This window comes from Leeia oryzae DSM 17879 (genome assembly GCF_000376945.1).
Classification (GTDB): Bacteria; Pseudomonadota; Gammaproteobacteria; order Burkholderiales; family Leeiaceae; genus Leeia; species Leeia oryzae.
This window is the reverse complement of the sequence record NZ_AQXU01000025.1, coordinates 252,985-278,945: the sequence shown is the minus strand read 5'-3', so window position 1 is coordinate 278,945 and position 25,961 is coordinate 252,985. Positions and strand designations below refer to the sequence as shown.

24 protein-coding genes are annotated in these 25,961 nt (G+C 45.3%); 22 read left to right on the top strand and 2 right to left on the bottom strand.

Annotation, left to right across the window (positions count from 1 at the left end; genetic code table 11):
* The first annotated feature begins 115 nt into the window (after nt 1–115).
* From F552_RS0114725 to F552_RS0114630, 21 genes are all read left to right on the top strand, one after another.
* A complete protein-coding gene (locus F552_RS0114725) occupies nt 116–481 on the top strand; it encodes a PTS sugar transporter subunit IIA (protein ID WP_169333606.1) in 366 nt (121 codons plus the stop codon).
* Nucleotides 482–525: 44 nt separating this feature from the next.
* Nucleotides 526–795: an HPr family phosphocarrier protein gene (locus F552_RS0114720; protein ID WP_018152523.1), complete on the top strand. Its 270-nt coding sequence runs from the start codon at nt 526–528 to the stop codon at nt 793–795.
* Between the two features lie 114 nt (nt 796–909).
* On the top strand, nt 910–2,640 hold the full coding sequence (gene ptsP / locus F552_RS0114715) for a phosphoenolpyruvate--protein phosphotransferase (RefSeq protein ID WP_018152522.1): 1,731 nt from the start codon (nt 910–912) through the stop codon (nt 2,638–2,640).
* Nucleotides 2,633–3,757, top strand: coding sequence for a putative lipopolysaccharide heptosyltransferase III (gene rfaQ, locus F552_RS0114710; protein ID WP_018152521.1), 1,125 nt, complete (start codon nt 2,633–2,635; stop codon nt 3,755–3,757). Before ptsP ends, rfaQ begins: the two co-directional genes overlap by 8 nt.
* Nucleotides 3,754–4,899, top strand: coding sequence for a glycosyltransferase family 4 protein (locus tag F552_RS0114705; RefSeq protein ID WP_018152520.1), 1,146 nt, complete (start codon nt 3,754–3,756; stop codon nt 4,897–4,899). Before rfaQ ends, F552_RS0114705 begins: the two co-directional genes overlap by 4 nt.
* Before the next feature lie 50 nt (nt 4,900–4,949).
* The gene (msbA, locus tag F552_RS0114700) at nt 4,950–6,785 is read left to right on the top strand and encodes a lipid A export permease/ATP-binding protein MsbA (RefSeq protein ID WP_018152519.1); all 1,836 of its coding nucleotides are present in this window, start codon (nt 4,950–4,952) and stop codon (nt 6,783–6,785) included.
* Between the two features lie 17 nt (nt 6,786–6,802).
* On the top strand, nt 6,803–7,813 hold the full coding sequence (locus F552_RS19530) for a glycosyltransferase family 9 protein (protein ID WP_018152518.1): 1,011 nt from the start codon (nt 6,803–6,805) through the stop codon (nt 7,811–7,813).
* 4 nt (nt 7,814–7,817) lie between these two features.
* Nucleotides 7,818–8,924, top strand: a complete 1,107-nt coding sequence (locus F552_RS0114690; RefSeq protein ID WP_018152517.1) for a glycosyltransferase family 4 protein — start codon at nt 7,818–7,820, stop codon at nt 8,922–8,924.
* Nucleotides 8,921–9,748 carry a polysaccharide deacetylase family protein gene (locus tag F552_RS0114685; RefSeq protein ID WP_018152516.1) on the top strand — a complete coding sequence of 276 codons (828 nt, stop codon included), beginning with the start codon at nt 8,921–8,923 and terminating at the stop codon, nt 9,746–9,748. Before F552_RS0114690 ends, F552_RS0114685 begins: the two co-directional genes overlap by 4 nt.
* A gap of 5 nt (nt 9,749–9,753) precedes the next feature.
* Nucleotides 9,754–10,872 carry a glycosyltransferase family 4 protein gene (locus F552_RS0114680; protein WP_018152515.1) on the top strand — a complete coding sequence of 373 codons (1,119 nt, stop codon included), beginning with the start codon at nt 9,754–9,756 and terminating at the stop codon, nt 10,870–10,872.
* On the top strand, nt 10,865–12,055 hold the full coding sequence (locus tag F552_RS0114675) for a glycosyltransferase family 4 protein (RefSeq protein WP_018152514.1): 1,191 nt from the start codon (nt 10,865–10,867) through the stop codon (nt 12,053–12,055). Before F552_RS0114680 ends, F552_RS0114675 begins: the two co-directional genes overlap by 8 nt.
* Nucleotides 12,052–13,107: a CgeB family protein gene (locus F552_RS0114670; protein ID WP_026182766.1), complete on the top strand. Its 1,056-nt coding sequence runs from the start codon at nt 12,052–12,054 to the stop codon at nt 13,105–13,107. Before F552_RS0114675 ends, F552_RS0114670 begins: the two co-directional genes overlap by 4 nt.
* Before the next feature lie 64 nt (nt 13,108–13,171).
* Nucleotides 13,172–14,185 (top strand): glycosyltransferase, encoded by a 1,014-nt coding sequence (locus F552_RS0114665; RefSeq protein ID WP_018152512.1) that lies wholly within the window; start codon nt 13,172–13,174, stop codon nt 14,183–14,185.
* Nucleotides 14,186–14,189: 4 nt separating this feature from the next.
* Nucleotides 14,190–15,326, top strand: a complete 1,137-nt coding sequence (locus F552_RS0114660; protein ID WP_026182765.1) for an FAD-dependent oxidoreductase — start codon at nt 14,190–14,192, stop codon at nt 15,324–15,326.
* Nucleotides 15,313–16,911, top strand: coding sequence for a hypothetical protein (locus F552_RS0114655; protein ID WP_026182764.1), 1,599 nt, complete (start codon nt 15,313–15,315; stop codon nt 16,909–16,911). The genes F552_RS0114660 and F552_RS0114655 overlap by 14 nt, the downstream gene beginning before the upstream one ends.
* A gap of 3 nt (nt 16,912–16,914) precedes the next feature.
* Entirely contained in the window at nt 16,915–17,718 is an 804-nt protein-coding gene (locus F552_RS0114650; RefSeq protein ID WP_018152508.1) for an NAD-dependent epimerase/dehydratase family protein, read from the top strand.
* A complete protein-coding gene (locus F552_RS0114645; protein ID WP_018152507.1) occupies nt 17,715–18,548 on the top strand; it encodes a sugar phosphate isomerase/epimerase family protein in 834 nt (277 codons plus the stop codon). The genes F552_RS0114650 and F552_RS0114645 overlap by 4 nt, the downstream gene beginning before the upstream one ends.
* Nucleotides 18,545–18,901, top strand: a complete 357-nt coding sequence (locus F552_RS20395) for a DMT family transporter (protein ID WP_083917521.1) — start codon at nt 18,545–18,547, stop codon at nt 18,899–18,901. Before F552_RS0114645 ends, F552_RS20395 begins: the two co-directional genes overlap by 4 nt.
* 19 nt (nt 18,902–18,920) lie before the next feature.
* Nucleotides 18,921–19,742 carry a glycosyltransferase family 2 protein gene (locus F552_RS0114640; RefSeq protein ID WP_051078330.1) on the top strand — a complete coding sequence of 274 codons (822 nt, stop codon included), beginning with the start codon at nt 18,921–18,923 and terminating at the stop codon, nt 19,740–19,742.
* 24 nt (nt 19,743–19,766) lie between these two features.
* Nucleotides 19,767–21,779 (top strand): glycosyltransferase family protein, encoded by a 2,013-nt coding sequence (locus F552_RS0114635; RefSeq protein WP_026182761.1) that lies wholly within the window; start codon nt 19,767–19,769, stop codon nt 21,777–21,779.
* A 39-nt stretch (nt 21,780–21,818) separates the two neighbouring features.
* Complete coding sequence (locus F552_RS0114630) at nt 21,819–22,886, top strand: glycosyltransferase family 9 protein (RefSeq protein WP_018152505.1); 1,068 nt, start codon at nt 21,819–21,821, stop codon at nt 22,884–22,886.
* A 32-nt stretch (nt 22,887–22,918) separates the two neighbouring features.
* On the opposite strand, the gene F552_RS0114625 is transcribed toward F552_RS0114630, so the two are convergent.
* Nucleotides 22,919–23,332, bottom strand: coding sequence for a hypothetical protein (locus tag F552_RS0114625; protein ID WP_156802341.1), 414 nt, complete (start codon nt 23,330–23,332; stop codon nt 22,919–22,921).
* A 39-nt stretch (nt 23,333–23,371) separates the two neighbouring features.
* Nucleotides 23,372–24,844, bottom strand: coding sequence for a bifunctional ADP-dependent NAD(P)H-hydrate dehydratase/NAD(P)H-hydrate epimerase (locus tag F552_RS0114620; protein ID WP_018152503.1), 1,473 nt, complete (start codon nt 24,842–24,844; stop codon nt 23,372–23,374).
* Nucleotides 24,845–24,960: 116 nt separating this feature from the next.
* On the opposite strand from F552_RS0114620, the gene glyQ reads away from it, so the two are divergent.
* Nucleotides 24,961–25,935 carry a glycine--tRNA ligase subunit alpha gene (glyQ, locus tag F552_RS0114615; RefSeq protein ID WP_026182760.1) on the top strand — a complete coding sequence of 325 codons (975 nt, stop codon included), beginning with the start codon at nt 24,961–24,963 and terminating at the stop codon, nt 25,933–25,935.
* The last annotated feature ends 26 nt before the right edge of the window (nt 25,936–25,961 follow it).

Here is a 25,961-nt window from a genome sequence, read left to right as displayed (position 1 = left end):
AACGGAAATGAACCGTTGGGGCAGCCTCCATCGCCTACCCGTCAATGGATATGTTTACAGAGATTGACGAGCAGGTTTGAATCCTTCGCGACAGGCTATTATGGTTGGAATATTATTGATCACCCATTATCAGTTGGGTGAGAGTTTTAAGGCATGTGTCGAGCACATATTCGGACCGGATATCGAGCGGTTTGCCACCCTGGCCATCGAACGCGACGATGTACCTGAGCAAAAGCTGCAGGAAGCCGAACAAATGCTGACTTTACTCAATAACGGCACAGGCGTTATTGTGTTTACTGATCTTTTTGGCGCAACACCAGCCAATATAGCAGCTGCGTTGGCCAAAAAAACCGACGTTGCCTGTTTGTCTGGTGTGAACTTGCCGATGCTGGTCCGGTCTGTGACTTATCGGCATTTGCCGCTGGCAGAGGTTGTAGAAAAAGCGATGACTGGCGGGAAAGACGGCATCATCGAAATGTAAGTGGCATCAAATAGAATAAAATAATAAATCTACCGAGGCAGGACATGTTTGAACAAGAAGTCGAAATCATCAATAAACTGGGCTTGCATGCACGGGCAAGCAGCAAACTCACCCAACTGGCTACCTCATTCAAGTGTGAAGTATGGCTTAGCCGCAATAGCAAGCGCGTGAATGCCAAAAGCATCATGGGTGTCATGATGCTGGCTGCCGGCAAGGGCAGCAAAGTCAAGATCGAAACCATAGGAGAGGACGAAGAAGCGGCAGGTAATGCTTTGACCAAGTTGATCGCCGACCGTTTTGGCGAAGGGGAGTAATACCTTGACGCTACCATCGTGTGGTAGCAAGAAGGTGTTGGATATTGATACGTCACCCTGTGCCGGTCGTTTGCGGCATGACGTAGGTTTTACCGTATTCTGAAAGGGCAAAGCATGAGTATCACGTTACGCGGCGTAGCCGGAGCTGGCGGTATCGCGATAGGCCATGTGCATTTGGTCTCTGAAACCACTGTCGATGTGGTGCACCTTGTATTGCCTGAAGAGGAGATTTTCTCCGAAATCAACCGTTTTGATTCTGCCATCCGCGAGACACGTACCCAGCTGGAAATGCTGTGGGGCTCGATTCCGGACAATGCGCCAGCCGAGCTTGGCTCGTTTCTGAGCCTGCACATCATGCTGCTCAATGACCCTGCCTTGTCGCGGGACCCGCGTACCCTGATCGAGGAACAGCGCTGCAATGCCGAATGGGCGCTGATGCAGCAGCTGGAAGTCTTGCTGGCACAATTTGACGAGATTGAAGAAGACTACCTGCGGGAGCGTCGTGCCGACGTGATCCAGGTGGCGGACCGGATTCTGAAAGTGCTGGCCGGCCATTCAGTAGTTCATAGCCATGCGCAGCTGGCGACGGATGTCGATACGATTCTGGTCGCTCATGATCTCAGTCCGGCAGATATGGTGCAGTACAAAGACATCGAATTTGCTGCCTTTGTTACCGATGCAGGTGGCGCCACCTCCCATACGGCGATTCTCGCCAGGAGCCTTGGCATCCCTTCCGTAGTGGCCATGCACAATGCCCGTGAAATGCTCAAAGAGGGCGAGCTGGTCATTGTGGATGGCACGCAAGGGATTGTCATCGTTGAGCCAGACGAGACAGAGCTGGCCCATTACCGCCAGTTGCATGCCGACTGGGCGCAAAAGAAAATCTCCCTGACCAAGATTCGTACCGAAGCTGCGGTGACGATGGACGGGGTTGCTATCGAGCTGATGGGAAATATCGAACTGCCGCAGGATGTGGCCGAAGTTCACGAAAACGGTGGCTCGGCTGTTGGCCTGTTCCGGAGCGAATTCCTGTTCCTGTCCCGCGATGACCTACCAACCGAAGAAGAACAGCTGGAAGCCTACAAGGCTGTCGCCGAAGCCCTGAAAGGCCAGCCAGTGACCATTCGTACGCTGGACATCGGCACCGACAAGATTCCCCGCTGGTTTGAGCGCGGCACCGGTATCAACCCTGCACTTGGGTTGTGTGGCGTTCGCCTGACCCTGGCCCAGCCGCATATTTTCCAGACCCAGCTGCGTGCGTTGTTACGCGCCTCTGCCTTTGGCAAAATCCAGATCATGTTCCCGTTACTGTCCGAGACCCGGCAGATTCGCCAGTGCCTGCAGCACGTCGAACTCGCCAAGCAGTCGCTGCGGGAAGAAAATATCGCCTTTGATGAAGACATCAAGATTGGTGGCATGGTAGAAATCCCGGCTGCCGCAATCAACGTAGCCGGATTCCTCAAGCACTTGTCTTTTGTGTCCATCGGTACCAATGATCTGGTGCAGTACACGCTGGGCGTGGATCGTGGTGATGATCAGGTCGCACACCTGTATAATCCTGCCCACCCGGCGGTCCTGCATTTGCTGGCACACGTGATACGTACCGCTAACCGGATGGGGAAAGAAGTGTCCGTTTGCGGCGAGCTCGCCGGCGACCCGCGCTTTACCCGTTTACTATTGGGCCTGGGACTGAAACGTTTCTCCATGCACCCGTCTAGCCTGCTGGCTGTCAAAGAAGTGGTCAGAACGACCGATACCGGTACGCTGGAAGCCTCTGCGGACCAGATTCTGGCGATTGACGATGAAGATCAGGTATTACCCTTGTTGGATACATTGAATGTTTGAACCGGTAAGTGCAAGCACGGATTTCCGCATTGCCCCGCCAGATGCAGTCGACTTTGCCAGTGTGAAACGTGTCTTGATCACCAAGTTGCGCCATCATGGCGATGTGTTGCTGGCGAGTCCACTACCACGCATATTAAAGCAGCAGTTTCCTCATCTTGAAGTCGACGTGCTGGTGTATGACGATACCGCCCCGATGCTGGCCAATCACCCGGATATTGCCCAGATGCATATGGTAGGACGCAAATGGCGTCAGTCGGGCTGGCTGCAACAGTTGCTTAACGAATGGCGTTTGCTACGCACCTTGAAAGCCCGGCGCTATGATGTCTTGATACATCTGACGGATGGCCGACGCGGAGCAACCCTTGCCCGACAGCTGGGCGTGAAGGTCAGTGTTGCACCCAAGGTCAAGAAACGTGGCTGGGACAGGCATTTTACCCATCTGTTTGCCATTCCAAGGCAAGGTAATTCCCGTCATACAGTTGAATATCATCTGGATGCGTTGCGCAGGCTTGGGGTCCAGCCCGGGGCTGATCGGCAACTGGTGTTGGAGCCTGGAGCCATTGCACGAGAAACCATCCATGCCCGTTTGCAGCACGCAGGCTTGGTCGGCAAACCGTTTATTCATATACACCCGCCGTCACGCTGGTTTTTCAAATGCTGGCCTGTCGAGAAAATGTCCGCATTAATCGACCGTCTGACAGCTAACGGTTGGCCGATTGTCATGACAGGCGCACCCACGCCGACCGAACGAGCCATGAATGCAGCCATTGTCAGCAAGCTGTCCAGACCAATACACGACCTGACAGGGCAATTGAACCTGCAAGAGCTTGCTGCGCTCAGTGATGAGGCCACGCTGTTCATTGGTGTGGATTCTGCCCCGATGCATATCGCTGCCGCCATGCAGACACCGGTGGTCACCTTTTTCGGTCCCTCCGGCGACGTGGAGTGGGCGCCGTGGCAAATATCGCACCGCATCCTCAAATCGCAACATCGCTGCCGCCCTTGCGGCTGGGATGGCTGCGGCGGAGGTAAGCTTTCTGAATGTCTCACAACTATTTCGGTTGAAGAGGCCTTTAAGGCTGTGCAGGAGTTGCTGGTGGAGGTCGGGGCTGTATGAGGGTTGCGCTGATTCGTCAGAAATATAATCCGTTTGGTGGTGCGGAACGTTTTGTGACTAAGGCTTTAGATGCACTGTCGCAAGATGAATCGATTGAGCTATCCTTGATTACGCGGCGTTGGAAGCCATCTGATTCAAATCGACAGGCAATTGTCCGGGTCATCGAATGCAACCCATTTAGCATTGGGCGCACATGGCGAGATTGGAGCTTCGCGCGTGCAGTAAGGGGTGTGGTTGCCAAGGAACGATTTGATCTGGTTCAGTCTCATGAGCGGATTGATGTGTGCGATATTTATCGGGCCGGAGACGGGGTGCATCAAGTCTGGCTCGAACATAAAGGACGTGCCAGTGGCTTTTGGGGGCGCTTGGGCGATGTCATAAACCCTTATCACCGCTATGTGTTAGCAGCCGAGAAGCGGCTTTTTCATAGCAAACGGCTAAAAGCCGTGATTTGCAACTCACGTATGGTTCAACAGGAAATCCATACCCGATTTGGTTTGCCATTGGAAAAGCTGCCCGTCATTTACAGTGCGGTGGATACCGAGAAATATAATACTGATCTGATCAGCTATCGGGAGAAAATCCGGCAAACCTATGGCATACCGCAAGATGCATTACTTACGCTGTTTGTGGGTTCCGGTTTTTCCAGGAAAGGAGTCGGTCCGCTGATAAATGCGCTCAAGCATTTGCCAGATAACGTCTGGTGCATGATTGTCGGTAAGGACAAGCAGCAAAAGCGCTTTAAAACCCTGGCTGAACGATTGGGGGTGGCTCACAAGGTTGTATTTGCTGGCGGCCAAATGGATGTACGGCCATTTTATGGTGCCGCAGATGTATTTGTGTTGCCAACACTTTATGATGCGTTCCCAAATGCCGCATTGGAGGCATTTGCATGCGGACTGCCTGTCATTACGAGCCCGGGAAGTGGTGCGGCCGAGTTTGTTCAGAATGGCTTCAATGGCTGGGTCGTGGATGCGCTTGATGGGGACGCCATTGCATCGAAGATCAAATTACTACTCGATGAACTCCTGCTAGAAGAGATGGGGCGTGCAGCCGTCGGTACTGTAATACATCTAAAGCCTGAGAAAATGGCCGTTGAAATGCAGCAACTTTATCGGCAAGTCCTTGGTTTGACACCTTAACCCTCATATATCGGTTACAATTACCGGTTTAATTCCACTCGGATAGCGGCATGAGCAAAGCAGATGCGCAACTTGGCAGCTTGCAGTTATATGGAAGATTGCTCGGCTATATACGCCCTTACTGGAAGGTAATCGTCGTCGCATTTGTTGCCACTCAGATTGCGGCGGTGACGGAGCCTCTCTTTGCCTGGCTGCTCGGCCCGCTGATCAATATCAACTTTGGTGCGCATTCAAGCAAAGCATTGCCTGGGGCTTTGCAATATCTGGCAGATCATTTGCATTTGTCATCCTTTGCCAGTCCTGGCAAGGTGAGCCCACTACTGATTCCTTCCCTGATTGTTCTGTTGTTTCTGATTCGTGGTATTTCTACGTTTTTCTCGGACTTCTTTGCAACATGGTTATCAAATCGTTTGGTGACCGATTTGCGTGAAAAAATGTTTGAGCGTGTTTTGACATTGCCAGTTGCATACTACGATGAACACCCGTCAGGCCATCTGATGTCCCGTATTTCAGGTGATGTTACCAGTGTGACTGGTGCAGGCTTAAGTATTCTGACGGTTGTTGTAAAAGACAGTGTGACGGTTATTGCCCAACTTGGGTTAATGATTTATATCGACTGGCGCTTGACGCTGATTACCCTTGCAATTTTGCCATTGACCGGTTTTAGTATTAGAGCCGCTGGCAAGCGTTTAAGAGGGCTGAATCGAGACCAACAGCATGCCATGCGTGAGCTGACTCAAGTGCTGCAAGAGAGTATCCAGAATCAGCGCGTGGTAAAGATTTTTGGTGGCAAAGACTTTGAATTGAGCCGATTCCAGAAAGCAGCAAATCGAGTCAGGCAACTAGCGGTAAAGCAAACAGCTGCTAGCTCGGCAAACTCGGCACTTGTGCAGTTCCTTATTGCTGTAGCTTTGGCGATTGTTATCTATTATGCCAGCATCCGTTCGGCTGCAGGTGCCATGTCTGCCGGTGACTTTATGTCTTTTCTGACGGCTATGCTAATGCTTTCCCAGCCGGTACAGCGACTGACGCGTGTCAATGAGTCTTTGCAAAAAGGTTTGGCCGCCGCCGAAAGTGTGTTTGGCTTGATGGATGAAAAGCCGGAGTCAGACATCGGGACACAAACCACTGAAAACAAAAGCTTATCTGTACGGTTCGAGAATTTGAGTTTCCAATATAACAGGGCGGAAAAGCATGCCTTGCACCAACTGAATATAGAGATCAAGGCGGGTGAAACGGTCGCCCTGGTTGGATCATCCGGTAGCGGTAAAACAACGCTGGCACAGCTTCTGCCTCGGTTTTATGAGCCTGCTGCTGGCTGCATTTATATTAATAATGTTCCGGCGACCCAGCTCTCTTTAAGTAGCCTGAGAGCAGCAATTGCCTTGGTATCACAAGATGTCATGTTGTTTAACGATACGGTCGCGGCAAATATTGCGTATGGCATGACGCGTGAGGTGTTGCGAGAAGAGATAGAGGCTGCTGCCGAGGCTGCTTATGCCCTCGATTTTATTGAAGCCTTGCCAGAAGGTTTTGATACAGAAATCGGCGAACGTGGTACCCGGCTATCCGGGGGGCAGAAACAACGTTTGGCTGTTGCCCGTGCACTATTGAAAGATGCACCCATCCTGATTCTGGATGAAGCAACATCTGCACTTGATACAGAGTCAGAGCGACAAGTTCAAAAAGCATTGGAACGTCTGATGCAAAACCGTACCACGCTGGTTATTGCCCACCGCTTATCAACAATTGAACGTGCCGATCGGATTTTGGTGATGAGTCATGGCCAGATTGTGGAAGCAGGCAGCCATAAAGAACTGTTGGCCCATGACGGTGCTTATGCACGTCTTTGGCAGATGCAATTCAGGGAAGAAGGAAAGAACTAGTGCATTTGTCTTCTAACATGCGTGTCTTGGTCATTAATGTCGCCAGAATTGGTGATACGCTATTGTCTACCCCTGTGATCACTGCATTACATCAACAGTTGCCAGAAGGGACAGTTGATGTTGTGGTCCATTCTGGACGGAAGTCTGTCCTTGAACATTTACCGGGTATCCGCAAACTCATTGGTCTGACACCCAAGCAACTGTGGTGGAAACGTATTTTCTTTAAAGAAAAGTACGATATCGCAATCGTGTATGGTAATGACCAATCATTGCTTAAACTGGCTAGAAAGAAAGCTACCTATACCATTGGTTTCAAGCAGAACGATGAGCGTTCTAACCGTCTGCTGGATTGTGCTGTGCCAAAACCGAATCAGTTGATGCATGCCGTTCATGAACGGCTTTTGCTGTTGGCACCATTGGATATTCAAACGGATAAGCTAGAACTGTCCTATGTGGTGACACCGAAAGAAACCGCTTGGGCTGAGCAATGGCTTATGCGCCAAGGCGTTCATCAAGTAGGCTTGGTTGGCCTGCAAATGGCCAGTTTTCCAACAAAGTCCTACCGAGACTGGCCCTTCGAACGGTTTTCTGAACTAGTGAGTGGCATGCTGACTCGATGGCCTGACCTTCAATTTATTGTGTTGGGTGATAAGCAGTCGGTTCAACGGGCGCATGATCTTTCCGTAGCTTACCCAGGCAAGATCATCAGTGCTGCCGGAAAATTAAGCTTGCGAAAGTCGGCGGCCGTCATGTCACATTTATCACTGTATATTGGGGTTGATACGGGGCCTACGCATCTTGCAGGTGCCATGAAAATCCCTATGGTAAGTATGTACCACTGCTTTCATCGAGGAGAGTTTTTGGCACCACTTCAACATCCCTATCTTGAAGTTGTGGAGCATCCAGCTTTGATTGCAAGGCGTGAAGCCCCAATGGCTGAGTTAAGTGCATCCTTGGTCATCAATGCGGTAGAGCGATTGTCGCATCGTCTGCCTGCTAATCACCCTATGCACCCCGAGCAGGAGTAATGCAATGCTGACCGTGCTACATACCGAGAGCTCAACAGGTTGGGGGGGGCAGGAAAATCGTACATTGCAAGAATCCATTCAGTTAAAAGCGCTTGGACATCGAGTACTTATTGCATGCTCTCCAGGTTCACGGTTGTTGGCCAGAGCTGCCGAAGAAGGCATTGAAGTATTTGAGATCCCTTTTCTTCGTGGCTTGAGGCTTTCTGCTGTTCCCAAATTGCAACGCTTGATGCGTGAACAACATGTAGATGTGCTTAACACACACAGTAGTCGTGACACTATTGTAGCGGGGCTTGCTGCACGTTTGATGAGGTGCGGACCAGTCGTGATTCGTACTCGGCATTTAATCATGCCTATTACATCAAAGAGCACCTACAGTTTATTGCCCCATCATGTTGTCGCAGTCAGTGATGCTGTTCGAGATTATCTTGTGTCTGCAGGAGTAGATACATCAAGGGTGAGCGTTATCAGGACTGGAATCGATCCTGAAAAATTCAACCCAGATAACGTCTCTGGTGATCTTAAGGCTGAGTTGGGCCTGGATGAAGACATTCCTTTGGTTGGTTCTGTGTCTATCCTGAGGATCAGAAAGGGACATCGCCATTTGCTGGAAGCGATTCCTGAGATACTTGCACGTATGCCGCAAACGCACTTCGTGCTTGCGGGGGATGGTCCCCAGTTTGAAAATCTGAAAAAAATTGTTCAAGAACAAGGACTTAATCACTGTGTTCATTTTTTGGGACTACGTCGGGATATCCCGAATATTTTGAAATCCCTGGATGTATTTGTTCTGCCAACGTATGACGAAGCTTTAGGTACTGCATTCCTGGAGGCGCAGGCGATGGAGACGGCTGTTATAGGTACCCGGACAGGTGGCGTTCCTGAAACGATGCAAGAGGGCGTTACTGGGTTGTTGGTACCTACACAAAACCCTACGGCCATCTCTGAGGCTGTAATTGCGTTGCTTGAACAACCGGGACGGGCGCATGATATGGGCAAAAATGGGCGACAATTCATATTGTCTAACTTCACTGTCAAGGTGATGGCTGCGCAGATGTTGAACTTGTACCAACAGCTTTTGCAAGTATATGGACTGAATCATAAGAAATGAATTTTCGTCACCCTCAGGCTAAAGCCATTCCAGTGCTGATGTACCATCATGTGACGCCGCAAGCAGGTTTGGTAACGGTGTCTCCTGACTCGTTCGAAGCACACATGCGTTACTTGTCAGAACATGGCTGGAATACAATTACCTGCGATCAGTTGGCCGATTTCATGGCTGATAAGCAAGCATTACCTGCAAAATCGGTATTGATCACCTTTGATGATGGTTATCTGGATAACTATGTGTATGCGCACCCTATTCTGGAGAAATACCAGCAAAAAGCAGCACTCTTTATTGTTACGGACTGGATTGGTGATGGTGAGCCTCGCGATATTGCGAAGTGTCAATCAAGCGTGTCTTGCCCGGACCACAAAGCTTGTAAAAGAGCCATAGCAGATGGTCATCATGATGAAGTGATGTTGCGTTGGTCTGAGATTGAGTATATGCAAAAAATGGGAACTTTTGAGTTTCACAGCCATACGCATACACATACGCGCTGGGATAAAGTCGACCCGCAAAATAAATTGGCAAGCATGATTCAAGAGTGCGAGCTTTCTAGAAAGCAATTAATAACTCATATGGGTCGTGCTTCTGCTCATTTGTGTTGGCCGCAAGGGTATTATGAATCAGACTATCAGCATTTAGCGATAGGGCATGGTTTCTCCCACTTATATACAACAGAAAAAGGCATGGTTACTCCTGAGACTTTACCCACGCAAATTCCTCGAGTGGTTGTGAAAGATAAGCCTGCATCATGGCTAGCCACGAGGTTATGGCTATTTAGCTCGCCTTTACTTGGAAAGTTGTATACCCAACTACGTGGACAGTAAGCTACATGAAAATAGCATTTGTGGATGTAACAGTCACTGTGACATTTGGTGGAGTCCAGACCGCTGTGTGGGAACTCTCAAAAACACTGGTCAAACTTGGTCATCAAGTCACTATCTTTGGCGGGGATGGCAATATTTGCCCTTTAAATGACAATGATGGAGTTAATGTCCAGAAATTTCCGTTTACACCAAGAGAGAAATTTCCAAATTTAGGCACAAGATTCAGGAAGTTGGCCGAGAGAGTGAGTTTTGCGAGAAATGCGAGATCTGCGCTTATTCAAGGTAAATATGATTGGGTAGTTCTGACCAAACCTTTCGATTTCTGCTGGCCACTGTTTATGCCTGCCCATGCGCAGACAAAATTTGCCTTTATGAGTGGGGGTACAGATTTTTTCAAAGGTGACAGGTGGCTGTCCAAGCATGTCAGCGCCTGGTTGGCTTGTAGCCATTTTAATGCATGGCAGATTTTTCAGCGTTACGGCCAGTACCCCAATGTGATGTTTAACGGTGTCGATGTTGATAAGTTCAAGGCCGGTGCCAAAAACATGGAGCTAAGGCAACAATTGGGTATTGCCGCGGAAACTTGTGTGTTTACATTTGCAGGGCGTTTGATTGGTTTTAAGGGGTTGCATATTCCGATCAGAGCACTTGCTTCTAACAGATTAAACAACAAAGATACCAAACTCATGATTGTAGGCAGCGGACCTGCGGAGGCATCTCTGAAAGCCTTGGCAAACTCACTAGGCGTTCTTGATAAAGTCATTTTTCAAGCCGCAGTATCTCACAGTGACTTGCCTGCCTATTACTCCGCGAGTGATGTTGGCATCTTTCCTAGTGTTGGGGCTGAGGCATTCGGGATTACAATTGCAGAAGCCATGAGCTGCGGAATTCCTGTTGTAGCCAGTCATATGGGGGGAATTCCAGAGGTTGTTGGTAATGAAGGTCATGCGGGTTATTTGTTTGAAAGGGAGCGCGTGGATACGTGCGCTGCCTTTATGGAGCAGCTGATTGATAATCCAGCACTCAGAAAACGGCTTGGACGGCAAGCCAGGGAAAGAATTGTCAATTTATTTACATGGGAGGCAAGCGCCTTACGCATGTTGAATACACTCGAGAATGCCTGAAATGAAAATGGCTTACATAAACCCGCAAGCCGTGCCAGATTCTTTACCGTCTGCAATACAGGTTCTGCAGGTGGTAGATTCTTTCGGTGATATGGGTGTGGATGTCAGTCTTGTTACACCAACCCCGTCAGCTGGGGCTAACCCAACGTTGTTTCTTGGCAGACCATTATCCTCTAACGTCCGATTGGTTCATTTGTTTGACTGGCGGAAAAAATGGTTTTTTCCATTTTCAAGCCATAGGCCCTTTTACCAACAAGCTAAGGCATGGGTAAAAAAATACAAACCAGATGTTGTCTATCTCAGAAATTTAAAATTAGCCGAAGTGCTATTAAGTTTGAAAGATCGTCCCAAGATTGTGTTTGAGACACACGAGCTGTTTGCTCAGACCTATCGAGAGAATCATCCTGCACCTACGAAGCGACAGCAGCAAAAACTTGAGATACTGTCAGCCAGAGAGTTGAAGGTATATCAATCAGTTGATGCATTGGTGACAATTACCCAGGCATTATTAACGGATATTCAGACTACTTACCATATACAAACCCCCTCATGCGTGGCACCTGATGGTGTAGATCTGGCACTTGCAAAGGAAGCACATACCCCAACACATGCAGAATCTGAGCCAGTCATGTTGTACATTGGCAGTTTACACCCATGGAAGGGAGTCGATACTCTGATTGCGGCAATGCCCTCGGTTAAACGGGGTATGCTTTGGATAGCGGGTGGTATGACAGAGCAAATCGCAGCACTGCAGGCACAAGCTGACAATCTGGGCGTTGGTGCTCGAGTCCGTTTCCTGGGAAAGATACCACCTGCTCAGCGGTTTAAGTTGATAGGGAAGGCAGATATATGTTTGTTGCCATTAACTGATAGCAGTATTGCTAGCCGTTATACTTCACCGCTTAAGTTGTTTGAATACATGGCGATGGGAAAGCCCATAGTCGTTGCAAATCATGAGTCTATTCGTGAAGTTCTTGTTCACGGGCAAGATGGGGTTCTGGTTGATCGCTGTGAAGATCCTTTGTGCTTTGCTGAATCCATCAATTGGCTCATCAATGATCAAGATTTGCAAAAGAAATTAGGTGCAGCTGCAGCAGTAAAGTCGGCACAATTTACATGGCACAAGCGTAACCAGCGTGTTCTTGCGTTACTTGACTCTTTGAATGACCTGGCATTGATATGACAAAATTACGCAAAGTATTACTTTATTACGTGCCAAGACCTCCTATCATGGCGTATCTGCAAAAGGCTTTTACTAAGCAGGGGGTGCAAGTCATCTGCTCAGATGCTCATGCAAATAATTGGGTTGATAAGCGATTATTTCATTTTATAAATAAGCAAGCGCATAATTTCCGGATTTTGCCAAAGTCTAAAAATTTTTTTGAATCCCATCCACTAACGCAGAGAAATTATCGGGAAGCAGTACTAAAGCAACAGTTTGATGAATTCAAACCCGATCTGTGCTTCATGATCAGGGGACTGTTTGGTATTCAGGCTGATACCATCAAATATCTCCAAAGATCATCACGCCTGTTTGGCTGGTGGATTGAAAGTGATGATCGTGTTGATCAGGCGTTGGCGCAGGCAAAAGATTACGAGACCTTTTATGTCATGAATTCAAGCTTACATGATGCAGCAATTAGCAGAGGTATTCACAATACAAGGATCATGCACCATGCTGTCGATCCAGAAGCTTTTTATCCAATAGAAGGAATCAAGAAGGATATTGATATCTGTTTTGTTGGCTCATGGTCTGCGTCGCGTCAGAAAGCTCTTGAATCAGTTTTCCAGCTAACTAAAAATGTTGTGATTTATGGGCGGCATTGGCGTAAGCGTTTGGCGGATAATGCTGTTTTACAGTCTAAAGTCCTAGGCGAATATATTGGTGGGCATGATTTAGTTGTGTTGTATAACCGTAGTCGTATAGTTTTCAACTATACGGGCTGGGGCAATGAACAGACAAGGTCCGGATTTACTATGCGTACATTGGAAGTGCCTGCCTGTAAGTCATTACTGTTGACAGACTATTCAAAGGATATAGAAAAAATAATGACATCCAGAGAGCATCTAATTATGTTTAAAGAAATGGATGAAGCCCTCGAAAATATCGAGTCAATTTTATCAAATAGCAGAATGGCACAGCAGATTGCTACGGATGGATATGAAAAGGTAATCTCATGTTTTACTTATGATGTAATTGTTAGAAAAATCATTGAGGGTTATGAAAAGCAGTGAGACAAATTTGTATTTGAAAAGTGTTTAATACGGTTTAATCGAATTTAAAAATAGGCAATCCACAATGAAATGCTATCCGATTTTTTTGTCAGTTGTGCTAGTAATTAAAAATAAATCAGATAAATTGCAGAAATTGCTAGAATTTGCAACAGATGAATTATCCAAACTAGTTTCAGATTATGAACTAATTATTGTTGATAACGCTTCAACAGATAACAGTCTAGAAGTTCTTAAGTCGCTTACGTTTGAGGGTGGCTTACCTAACCTGCAAGTGTATGGATTAACAAAAACTGTAGATAGGGATACTGCTACATGGGCAGGGGTGGAGAGTGCGCTGGGTGACTTTGTTGTAAGTATGGATCCATTTTTAGATGATTTTGAGTTTTTACCTTCAATGCTTGATAAGGCTGTGGGTGGCGTGGATATTGTATTAGCTGAAAATGTAGTAGAACAAAAGCATGGTTTTTTATATAAAACCGCATATAGGATTTTTGATAAAGTATATCAGATTTTTAATGGTGGAAGCCTAAAAAAAGATGCTCCATCCTATAGAATTCTAAACAAGAAGGTTATAAATTTCATTATTCAGCATCCTCAGCCTGCCATTACATACCGTCAGATACCAGTAACAGGCGGCTTTGTAAAGACGAAAATTAGTTACAGATATGAAGTGCTATCAGATTCGCATAAGAGTTTACTTGCAAGTCTTGATAAGGGAATACAATTGCTAGTGTCAACAACGCAAATGCCTATGCGGTTGGTGACGTATTTATCACTTTTCGGTGCTCTCTCAAATCTTTTGTATTCAGTTTATGTGGTCATGGTGGCCGTTACAAAAAAAGACATTGCACCTGGGTGGATCAGTCTTTCACTTCAGCAGTCTGGCATGTTCTTTTTGATATCACTAGTATTATTGGTTTTGGGTGAATATATTATTCAAATGGCGACATTATCTAATGAGGGTCCTCCATATCATGTTGCACAAGAATTTACAAGTGCCAAATTAACTAGAAAAGAAAAATTAAATATTGAGGAGATTAACAAAATTCAATCTGGCTTTACAGACAAAGTTAGGTGAGTGAATGCGTTGCTCTAGTGATATATATGATGCAGTTATTATTGGTGGTGGATTTTATGGTTCAGCAATTGCGATATATCTTGCAAAAGAAAGAGGCTTTAAGCGCATTCTTCTGATAGAGAAAGAATCGAAATTGCTTTCACGTGCTTCTTATAATAACCAGGCAAGAGTTCATAATGGTTATCACTATCCAAGAAGTTTCACGACAGCATATCGAAGCAGGATTAACCTACCTAAATTTGTGTGTGACTGGGAAGATGCTGTCAAGCGTGATTTTCATAAGTTGTATGCTATATCTAGAAGGAACTCTAAAGTAACTGCAAAGCAATTTGAGCGTTTTTGTAAGGAAATTGGCGCAAAACTTGAAATTGCACCAAAGAATTTTACTGATTTGTTTAACCCAAGACTGATAGAGAACGTTTATCTTGTGGAGGAGTTCGCATTTGATGCGACAATTCTTGCCTCGTGGGCTGAGAGTGAACTTAAAGTTAATGGAATTGAAATAAATTTTGGTACAGTTGTTAAATCTATTTCAAAATCAGACTTTAGTGCTTTATGTATAGGATGCCTGAGCCATGAGGATGAGGTTTTTTCTGTAGAATCTAAATATGTATTTAATTGCACATATAGTGGTTTAAATCAATTTACAGGAGATTTTGGCGGTATCAAAAATCAATTAAAACATGAAATAACAGAAATGGTTTTGCTTGATTTGCCTGTAAAATTACGATCGCTTGGCATTACGGTCATGGATGGCCCTTTTTTCTCGGTAATGCCTTTTCCAGCTCAGGGTTTGCATACGTTATCACATGTAAGATATACGCCTCATTGCAGTTGGTTTGATCAGGCGGGCGTTGATCCATATAAGAAGTTAAGTGACTATCATTTCATTTCACGACTGGAAAGAATAAGGCGAGACGTTGCACGTTATCTGCCTGTCATAGAAGATTCTAAATATTCATCATCTTTACTAGAAGTAAAGACCATTTTGATAAAGAATGAAGGGGATGACGGTAGGCCAATATTGTTTGAAAAGCATGATGATTTAACCGGTTGTTATTCAATATTGGGTGGAAAAATAGATAATATATATGACGTGCTGGAGAAGTTGGGTGAGGAGGATTTTAGTGCAATCAGATAAATATAATTTTGCACTGATTGTCTCTCTGTTTGCTGTCATTATATCGGCATGCTTATCATTTTTCAGGATGGATGGTGGAGTATTACAAGATGTTTTTCATTATGGAGAGTTTTTTTCTGCTTTGTTTAAAGGACATCCAAATGATTTCAATGGGCAGCTTGTTATACATGGGGCGCTAGACTACCTCCCAGGTATGTTCGCATTGAGAGTCTTTGGTGAACAGCATTTTATGCTACCCACATGGGTCATGTACCAGATCCTGAATTTAGTTACAGTATTGTTCGGCTGGCTGGTGCTAGTATTGGTTACGAGAGATCGCTCAGCGCGTCCCTTGATATTATTACTATGGGGGGTGGTGGGAACGCAACTTGTTGGTTATCGTGATCTCTTATTTATCATTAATTTATACATCTTTCTATTGCTAAAAGATACGGATAGAAGTAAGCAAAGTATTTGGCTAGAAATTGCTTTGGGTGTGGCATGCGCATTAGGTGTTTTCTGGTCATTTGATCGTGGTATTGCCATGGCCGGTGCAATGCTTGCCTGGTCAATAATTGAACTTGTTGTCAGTGGGAAAAAATCAAAAGTATTAATAAGTTTTTTGCTTGTTATTTTGATTTTATCTTTTGGCTTTGATAGATTTTCTATAGGAAATTATTTTGAGAATTTAAGAATTCTATTTGAAACCTCAGATCAATGGAGGTATCCATTTTCATGGGAAGTTGGTTTGATGATGTTCTCGGTGTATTGTCTGTCCTTCTCGGCAATATACTTTCTAACAACCCAGTTGAGGCTCGAGAAAGAGAAAGTAATATCTGATTATGTTTTCTATGTATTCCTGATTGTTTTTTTTGCAAAAATATCCACTAACAGAATGGATGTTCAGCACTTTTTGATGGGTATCTGGGTGCCGCTGGTAATAGGTCTTCGTTGCTATTTTAAAATTCCAGAGCTTTTTGGCTTTAGGAAGTATAAGTTAGTTGTGTGTTTGAATGTGATTCAACTACTTCTTGTATATGGGGTATGTAAAAGCCAGGTTGTTCTGATTGTTACCCTTTCGTTGCTTTCATTTTTAATAATATTGAGTTTTGAAAGAAAGTCTCTCAAAATTATTGGCTCGCTCCTTGTTTTTATAATGTTCTTTTTGATTGCCATTGAAGTAAAAAGCCTTGTTAAAAGTGTGAGAAATGGAAGTTACGATTGGGCTCTTCTTTTGGTGAAGAATTTAAATAATAAGGAAGTTCTTCCTGAAGGCGTAGTATGGGCTGCCTCCGAAATATTAAAACTAAATAACTCATGTTTGTTTGACTTCACAAATAATGGATTAATGAATGGGTACACTAATTTGGGGTCATGCGGGAGGTTTTCATATTTGGTTTATGGAAATGAAAAGTATGAGCCGGAGTTCATTAGTACACTGCTGAATTCAAAGCCAAAAGTGATATTGTATTCAACAAATCATTGGTCGTTTTCTATTGATAAAAAACCTATGATGAAACGATTTCCACATTTGAATGCAGTTATACTTGAGAAATATTCGCGAGAAATATGTCGATATGGATATTGTATAAGATATTTAGGGTGAGTTATGAATTCTAAAATTTATATGGGGAATGCGCTGGTAGGAGCGACTGGGTTTGTGGGAACAACCTTGCGGAAACAGACTTGCTTTTCTGCATTCTACAATTCGAGAAATATAGCTGATATTTCAGATAATGAATTTGATACTGTGGTTTGTGCCGCTGCTCCTGCACAGAAATGGATTGCAAATAAAAATCCCGCACAAGATTACGAAAATATGTGTGCTTTGATTGGTAATCTGAAATCAGTAAAGTGTAATAATTTCATATTGATTAGCACTGTTGATGTTTTTAAGTCGCCAATTGAAGTCGATGAATCTTGTCGTGTCGATGAACTGGGTTTGCATGCTTATGGATTGCATCGTAGATTTCTTGAGAAATTTGTTCAAGAGAACTTCGAGAAGAGTTTGATCGTAAGATTGCCAGGTCTAGTTGGCCCAGGTCTAAGAAAGAATATAATCTATGATTTCCTTCATAATAATAACATTACTAGTATTGACTCAAGATCTGTATTTCAATTCTACCCAATGGTGAATCTGTGGTCTGATATTGAAACGGCACTTAAAGCGTCACTTTCTCTTATTCATTTAACCTCCGTACCCATTTCTGTTGAGGAAGTAGCTAGATATGCCTTTGGAATAGATTTTGAAAATCAGTGTAATAGTCCACCTTCGAAATATGATTTCCGATCCAAATTTGCGAGTATTTTTGGGACGGATGATCTGTATCAGTACAGTAAGAAAGAGGTATTACTTGCAATCCGTGCATATGCTCAGTCAGAGCTGAGTAATGCCAAGGAGCCCCAGTTATGAGAATTTCGATTTCTAACATAGCTTGGAATCCTGCTGAGGATGAGCATGTTGCCGACATTCTTGCAGAAAGGAATATAGATGCAATCGATGTTGCACCAACAAAATATTTTCCTTCCCTGAAAGCTGTTTCAGTAAATGATTTAAATGTGGTCAGATGCTGGTGGGAGGATAGAGGCATTGAAATTATTGGGATGCAATCCCTAATGTTTGGAATGGGAAATTTAAATCTCTTTGGGGTGCCAGATATACAAGCAGAAATGCTTGAGTATTTAAAATCGGTATGTGATGTTGGGGCTGGCTTAGGGGCAAAATATTTAGTATTTGGTTCTCCTAAGAATAGGGATAGACTCTCATATACAGATAGTCAAGCCAGAACGATTGCTGTTGACTTCTTTCGTCGTCTCGGTGATTTTGCAGATTCTTTGAATATGATTATTTGTCTTGAACCAAATCCTGCGATTTATGGATGTAACTATCTGCGAAATTCGATGGAGACAGCTGCTGTTGTGCGTAGCGTGGCTCACCCTGCAATACGAATGCAACTTGATACTGGTGCGTTGCAGATTAATAAAGAAGATGTCGGCTACACCTTGCTGGAATATGCAGATATTATCGGTCATGTACACCTCAGTGAGCCGAACTTGATTTGTATTCAAGATTCAGATTTTCATTATGTTGCTGGAAAATTAATTTCAGAAAAATTGCCGGAACATATTGCTACAATTGAAATGCTTAATTCTAATGATGCGAATGGGCTTGCTAATATCGAGCAGGCTCTTGATATTGTTATTCATAATTACAGATCGAACCAACAAAGGGCGCTAATGTGAAATGGCTTATTTTGTTATTAGGCATATTTTCAAATGCATTTGCTAGTGTCCTAATAAAATTAGCAATGATCGCGCCAAGGAAATTTCCCTCAATTCAGGATCCTGGCTCATTGCTAAATAACTGGCCATTTTGGGCTGGGCTTAGTTTGTATGGAATTGCATTCTTGTTATATTCGGCGGCGCTAGCGCGCTTGCCGCTTAATATTGCCCATCCTATATTGACCTCTGGTGCCGTGGCGGTGGTTGCTATATTGTCAAGTTTATTCTTCCATGAATCATTTCATTGGTCCACAATATTTGGAATAGTGCTGGTTATCTGTGGCGTTTTCTTTATTACAGTAAAAGTAGTTTAATATTTATGGAGTATAGGTGATGTCAATTAATGGGCAATTTGGACATTCCCTGTCTGGGGCTTGTGTGCCACTTTTTGAGAAATTTATTCTCGCTGAAAAAAAATGTAAATATTGTATTGTAATCCCTGTGATTAATGAAGGCTTGCGAATTAAAAGTCTTCTGATGAAAATGCATGCGCTTGCTATTGCTTCCCAAGCAGATATTATTATCGTGGATGGAGGTTCTACTGATGGTTCATTGGGTGTTGATATTCTATCAAAATATAACGTAAGTGCACTTTTGACAAAGACTGGGCCTGGAAAGTTAAGCGCTCAGCTGCAGTGCGCTTATTATTTTGCGCTTGGATTAGGTTACAATGGTATTGTAACGATTGATGGAAACGATAAAGATGACCCGGTTGCTATATCTAATTTTTTGCGTGCGCTAGATCAAGGTTATGACTTTGCCCAAGCCTCGAGATTTATCCCCGGTGGTATTTCTGAAAATACACCATTTAGCCGTTATGTAGCGATTCGTTTGATTCATGCCCCCTTGCTAAGTCTCGCTTCAGGGTTTAAGTGGACTGATACAACACAAGGTTTTCGTGCATATAGTAGCCGCCTGCTTTTAGATGGAAGAATTGCTCCGTTCAGGTCGGTTTTTTCCGCATATGAGCTATTAGCGTATCTCTCTTACAGAGCGCCAAGATTAGGTTATAAGTGCATTGAGTTGCCTACTTCACGTATGTATCCAATCGGAGAGATTCCTACCAAAATTTCTGGTTTTAAAGGGAATTTAATTGTATTAAAAACCTTAATTATGGCATGTCTTGGTTTATATAATCCACCATCTAAATTCTAGTTTTAAGCAGTTTGTTAGGCGTTTATGTCCATAAATTTAGTAAAATACAAAAAGAATTTGTTTTTTATTTCTTCAATAGCATTGATGCTGTTAACGGGGATGTTTTTTGGCCTCGCACAGGCTGTTTATGTTCCAATATTTCATCTTGATGGCGCATTTCAAACGGCAAGTGGTTTATTTCGTATAAAGGATGGGTTGTTTCCTGGTAAAGATTTTTATCCATATCTCGGGATTGGTCTTAATTGGTTTATGTATCCAATATTTTATATCTTGGGTGCTAATTTCTCAGCTTCTGTTGCGACTTCAAATTTTGTTGTTTGTCTCACAAGTACATATAGCATTGCTGTTGCCTCGTACCTTCTTACAAATGGACGCAATAAAAATGTTGTTGCGATTTTTTCGGCTACGCTTGCGCTATCCTATTTCATAATCTTCTATCCTGATGTCTATGGCTTGTTGCTTGAGCGATTTAGTCCTGGAAATAGTTTAAGGCCGCTAAGATCTTTTCTGCCTTATTTGTTGGTGTCATTCTGGATACTTATTGATAGATGTGATATTTCCTATGCAAGAAAATCCATTTTTGTTTCAGTACTGGTTGGGTTATCTGTGTTATGGTCAAACGATTATGGTTTGGTGAGTGGTTTCTTGTTGGCAATTTTTTTGTTGATAAAAGCAATTTCTGATAATGAATTTAGTGTGAAGTTATTTGTTATTTGTTTCGCGACTTCGATAGTAACTGCTTGCCTTGCGTACTATGTTGTGACATTAGGTCATCCTGTTAATCTGTTTAATTATAATTTTTTTTCGGTAAGATTGGATCAATATTGGTATTTTGGTGGCTGGTCTGAATCTGCAAGAATATTAAGTTTCTCAGATTTTTTTGACAAATTATTACTTGATTTGGGGCAGCGATTATTAGTAATGATTGCTGTTTTTTTCTTCGCTCTAATAAGGAAGAAGTTTTCACTGTTTTTGCTGTCATACATCGGCTTTGCTGAGTATGCTGGGGGTCTTGTCGCATCATTAGGTGGCCATCTTGGTTATATGGCAGCATTTGTTTTTTGGTATAAAATATTAAAATTTTCTTTTATTTTTATTCTTGCTTTCTGGGTCTTTAGATTTGCCTTGCGTCAACTTGCGTTAGATGGATTTTTGAGATATGTGCACAATTCAAAAATCAAAATTGCTATCTGCAGTGTATTGCTGATAAATTTAAATGTTCTTTTTTATCAAGCATATCAATATCACAAAGTATTGAATGAAGCAAAAGATAGCAAGTCCTTTTTTTATGTTCATGAATTGGGTGGATTTCTCCCTATAACATGGAGATCTTATATCTCGGTTATTCGCCATAGCTCTACTATTTCTGTGGTTGAGGAGTATTGGGGCTTGTGGAGTGCAATTAGAAACTTACATCCGCCAGTGCCAGTTGATTCAGTCATACATGCGCTAGGCGATGTTCGTAATATGTTTGCAAGCAAAGTTGCTGCTTTGCCAGATGTCGTTATAACAACTGCAAAGACTAGTTCTGAGAATTGGCAACCTTGGAATTTGAGTGCAAACTGGTGGTTTTATAAGCCAATTCTACTTAACTATATACCGGATAAGATGTCCCCAATGACTATCGTATGGCATCGCTCGGGGAATAAAAAGTGGCCTGAAGTTATGTGTAGAGTCGGACATGATGCACATGGTGATTATGTTAGCCTCGACAATTCTTCTGTTGGGTACTATGAAATTGGCATTAACTATAAATTTGAACCAACTTCTTCAAGAACATTGCTGCTGGCGCAGAATAATATTGTTTATGTGGGTGACGCTCAAGGATTTCTATCATTAGACCCTCGTGCAACACATGCTGAATATCCTGCTGCAATATTATCGAATGGATTGACTCGCTTTTATTTTAAACTTACGACTAAATATGATAAATTGTCTGCGTTAAATATTGATTCTTGTTTTGCAAAGAGAATCGTTTTTTCATTTCCAGATGTTTTGCCATATCCTCCTCGCGTCGGTAGTTCTAAATTGGAATAACCCAGAAAAAGCTTTTTTGCTCATTAGAAGATTTTACATATGAAATTATTGGTTATTAGACGCGATAATATCGGCGACTTGATTTGTACAACACCGTTAATTCGAAAATTGCGTCAAAAATTTCCAGATGCTCAGATTGATGCTTTGGTTAATAGTTACAACCTACCTGTTGTTAGGAACCTTCCTGAATTGGATAGCGTATTTTCTTATACCAAGGCAAAGCATCGTACAGCTGACCAATCCTTTTTGGGTGTGCACTTTTCTCGGTTGTGCATGCTTTGGAAAATGCGTAACGAAAGTTACGACTATGTCATTTTGGCTAATGGAGGATGCTTGCCACGTCCTTTGGCTTTGGCAAGAGCGTTAAACCCTAAGCATATTGTTGGTTTTATCGAGGATGGCAACAAGCTTGGAAAATATATAAATCTGGGAGTAAATAATGCAAGACCAGAAGGTATGCATGAGGTTGAAAATCTGCAGCGCTTATTATCCGTATTTGATATTACGGATCAGCCTTTGCCTGTTTCTATACATTCTGATGAGACTGAGGTTGCGAGTGTTAGAGCAAAGCTCCTTATCCAGCATTGGTATAAGAAGACTGTACCTACGCTTGCCATCCACATATCTTCCCGTAAACCTCCTCAGCGCTGGCCGGCTAACCACTTTATTACGTTAATGCGTGACTTGTACTCAAAGTATAACGCGCAGTTTCTGTTGTTCTGGTCGCCCGGAGATGAGCACAATCCGCACCACCCTGGGGATGACCGTAAGGCGGCCGAAATTATGGAGGCCGTGAAAGACTTGCCGGTTCTTGCCTATCCGACAGAAAAGCTGGAAGAGCTGATTGGAGCGATTTCAGTTTGTGATGCGATGATCTGCAGTGATGGAGGTGCCATGCATGTAGGTGCTGGGTTGGGTAAGCCAATCGTATGCTTCTTTGGTAATTCGGATGCGGCAGTTTGGCATCCGTGGGGCGTGCCATATGAATTACTGCAAAAGGAAAGTCGCAATGTGGCTGATATCTCGGCAGAAGAAGCCTTGCAGGCTTTTGAGCGATTGTTGCCGTTTATTAAGATGGAGCGACCCAGCATAGAAAATATGAATTAATCAGGTCTGTCCACTTGAGACCTGATTAATGTCTATTGTGCTTTCACAATGGGTCCCCAGCACTGCGTACCTTGTTGATTGCGGCAAATGGCATACTGGTCTTTGGCTGTATTGAATTTGATGTAGCGGGTGTCTTTTTTTCCCGTATCATTTTTATCTACGCCACCGCAGTCTGGCCCTAATGAGTCGTATGTGACTTCCCGGTTGACTTGTAGCTGGGTAGGGGAGTTGTCCGGTAGCGGCAGTACACTGACATTTGCTTCAATGGTTTCTTTATTGCTGACGCTTTTAAAGTGATTTTCAGAGAAAAAGAAATAATCCGTACATTGGTTTTCTGTATACCGCCATTCTCCATCCAAATCACTAGCCATATTGCTTGCCTGGGTCGAGAGCGCTACAGTGCATCCTGTGATGGTTAACAAAAACCGCAAAATATTTTTTGACATATGCATACTCCTAAAATGGGTATGCTATTTGAATGATTGCTAGTTGTAAATCGCCATATTCATCCGCGAACGCGCAACAGCCATCAATTCTTCCGACCCTACCCCAATCATCCCCCCTTGTTCCGTTACCACATGATCCCCCGCTGCACCGTGTAACCATACGGCAGCGGCGGTTGCGTCGGTGGCATCCATGCCTTGTGCCAGCAGGGCGGCTATGATGCCGGTGAGGACGTCGCCCATGCCGGCGACGGCCATGCCGGGGTTGCCGCTTGTGTTGATCCACCAGTGGCCGTCCGGTCTGGCGATGACACTGCCGGAGCCTTTGAGGACGACGGTGGCCTGGTAGCGTTCTGCAATCTCTAGCGCATGAGTGATCCGGTCGGCCTGCAGTGTCTCGATGCTGGTGGGGAGTAGCCGGGCGGCTTCCAGCGGGTGGGGGGTGAGGATGGTGGGTGCTTCGCGCAGCACGGTGGCGGTTTGCAGGTGTGCGTGAAGGCCCAGGAGCGTCAGGGCATCGGCATCCAGAACCAGCGGCATATTCAGTGCCAATGCTTTTTCCAGTAGCTCGACCGCCATGGCACTATCGCCCATGCCGGGGCCGACTGCCAATACATCCAGTTCCATTTCCAGCAGGGTAGCCGGTGCGGCACGCATTAGCTGTAGTGTATTCATGTCTAAAGGTACATCGCCCAAGGCGCTGGCAAACACTTTGCCGGCTCCTAGCTTGAGGGCTGCTCTGGCTGCCAGTAGTACCGCGCCTTCCATGCCGCGGTCCCCGCCCAGAACACCGACGCACCCGTGACTGCCCTTGTGGCTGTTGTATTTGCGGGGGGCGAGGGTGGCCGGCATGGCGTTCAGCAGGCGACCATGGCTGGTGCCTGGGGCAATCCCCAGATCGGCCAGTCGCACATGGCCGGCAAAGTCTTTGCCGTCAGCGGTGATCAGGCCGGGTTTCCAGCCCAGAAAGGTCAGCGTGTAGTCGGCGATGACGGTTGGCCCGGTGGCGACGCCAGTATCTGCTGCCAGGCCGCTGGGGATATCCAGAGCAAACACGTGGTTTGCATACTCATTGGTGTAGTTTACGGCATCGGCATAGAGGCCATCCAAAGGCCGGCTCACGCCAATGCCGAACAGGCCGTCCACGATCCAGTCCCATGCTTGCGGGGCGGGCAAGACATGGCTGGCACTGTATCCTGCCTGCTGGTATTTTTGCCAGGCATCGCTGGCATCTGCAGGCAGCCGGGCTGGGTCACCCAGCAAGACGGTGTCTACCGGATACCCTTGCTGCTGCAACAGGCGGGACATCACGATGGCGTCTCCACCATTATTTCCCGGCCCGGCAAGGATCAATGTCCGCTGGTCTGCTGACACATGCTGGCTGAACCATTCTGCCGCAGCCTGGCCCGCTCGTTCCATCAGTGACGGTTGCGGCGAGGCCGCTTGAGCGTCGGATTCCAGTTTTCTCAGGTCTTTGGACAGGTAGCAGAGGGGCAGTTGCGTGGTTTCTGACATGCTGAGCTTTCAGTCGGTGAATATTCCAAGTAAAATCAACTGTTTTGAAAACCGTTTTTTGAGGCAGTGGTGCGGTAGAGCCCCTGCTTCTCTGTTTTGATTGGGTACGGCATAGCATGCGCACATTTCAGGAAATGATTCTCACGCTGCAACAATTTTGGGGTAAGCACGGTTGCACCCTGCTGCAACCTTACGACATGGAAATGGGCGCTGGTACAAGCCATACCGCCACCTTCCTGCGTGCAATCGGCCCGGAACCCTGGAACGCTGCCTACGTGCAACCTTCCCGCCGCCCTAAAGATGGCCGCTATGGCGAAAACCCGAACCGCTTACAGCATTATTACCAGTTTCAGGTTGTAATGAAACCCTCTCCGGATAATATTCAGGAGCTGTATCTGGATAGCTTGCGGGCGCTGGGTGTAGACCCGACCGTGCACGACATCCGCTTTGTGGAAGACGACTGGGAAAACCCGACGCTGGGTGCCTGGGGGCTGGGTTGGGAAGTATGGCTGAACGGCATGGAAGTAACGCAGTTTACCTACTTCCAGCAGGTGGGCGGCATTGATTGCAAGCCGGTGCTGGGTGAAATCACTTATGGTATCGAGCGTTTGGCCATGTACATCCAGGGTGTAGAAAACGTCTACGACTTGGTGTGGTCGATTGCCCCGGATGGCACGCAAGTGACCTACCGTGATGTGTACCATCAGAACGAAGTCGAGCAATCGACCTACAACTTTGAGCACAGCAACGTGGAAGGACTGTTCCACCTGTTTGGCTACTACGAGTCTGAAGCCAAGCGTCTGCTGGACGTGGGCCTGGCGCTGCCGGTGTACGAGATGGTGCTGAAAGCCGCCCATACCTTTAACCTGCTGGATGCCCGTGGTGCGATTTCCGTGACCGAGCGTGCCGCCTATATCGGCCGTATCCGCAACTTGGCCCGTGGCGTGGCGCAAGCGTATTACAACAGCCGCGAGGCACTGGGCTTCCCGATGTGCCAGCTGGATAACCCGCGTGTGGCTGCCTTGTTTGGCGATGAGTGGATGAACCATGTAAAGGCCATTCGTGCCGGAGAAGCGCCTGCGAAAGTGTAAGGCGCTGCAGACTGGAATACTGAATT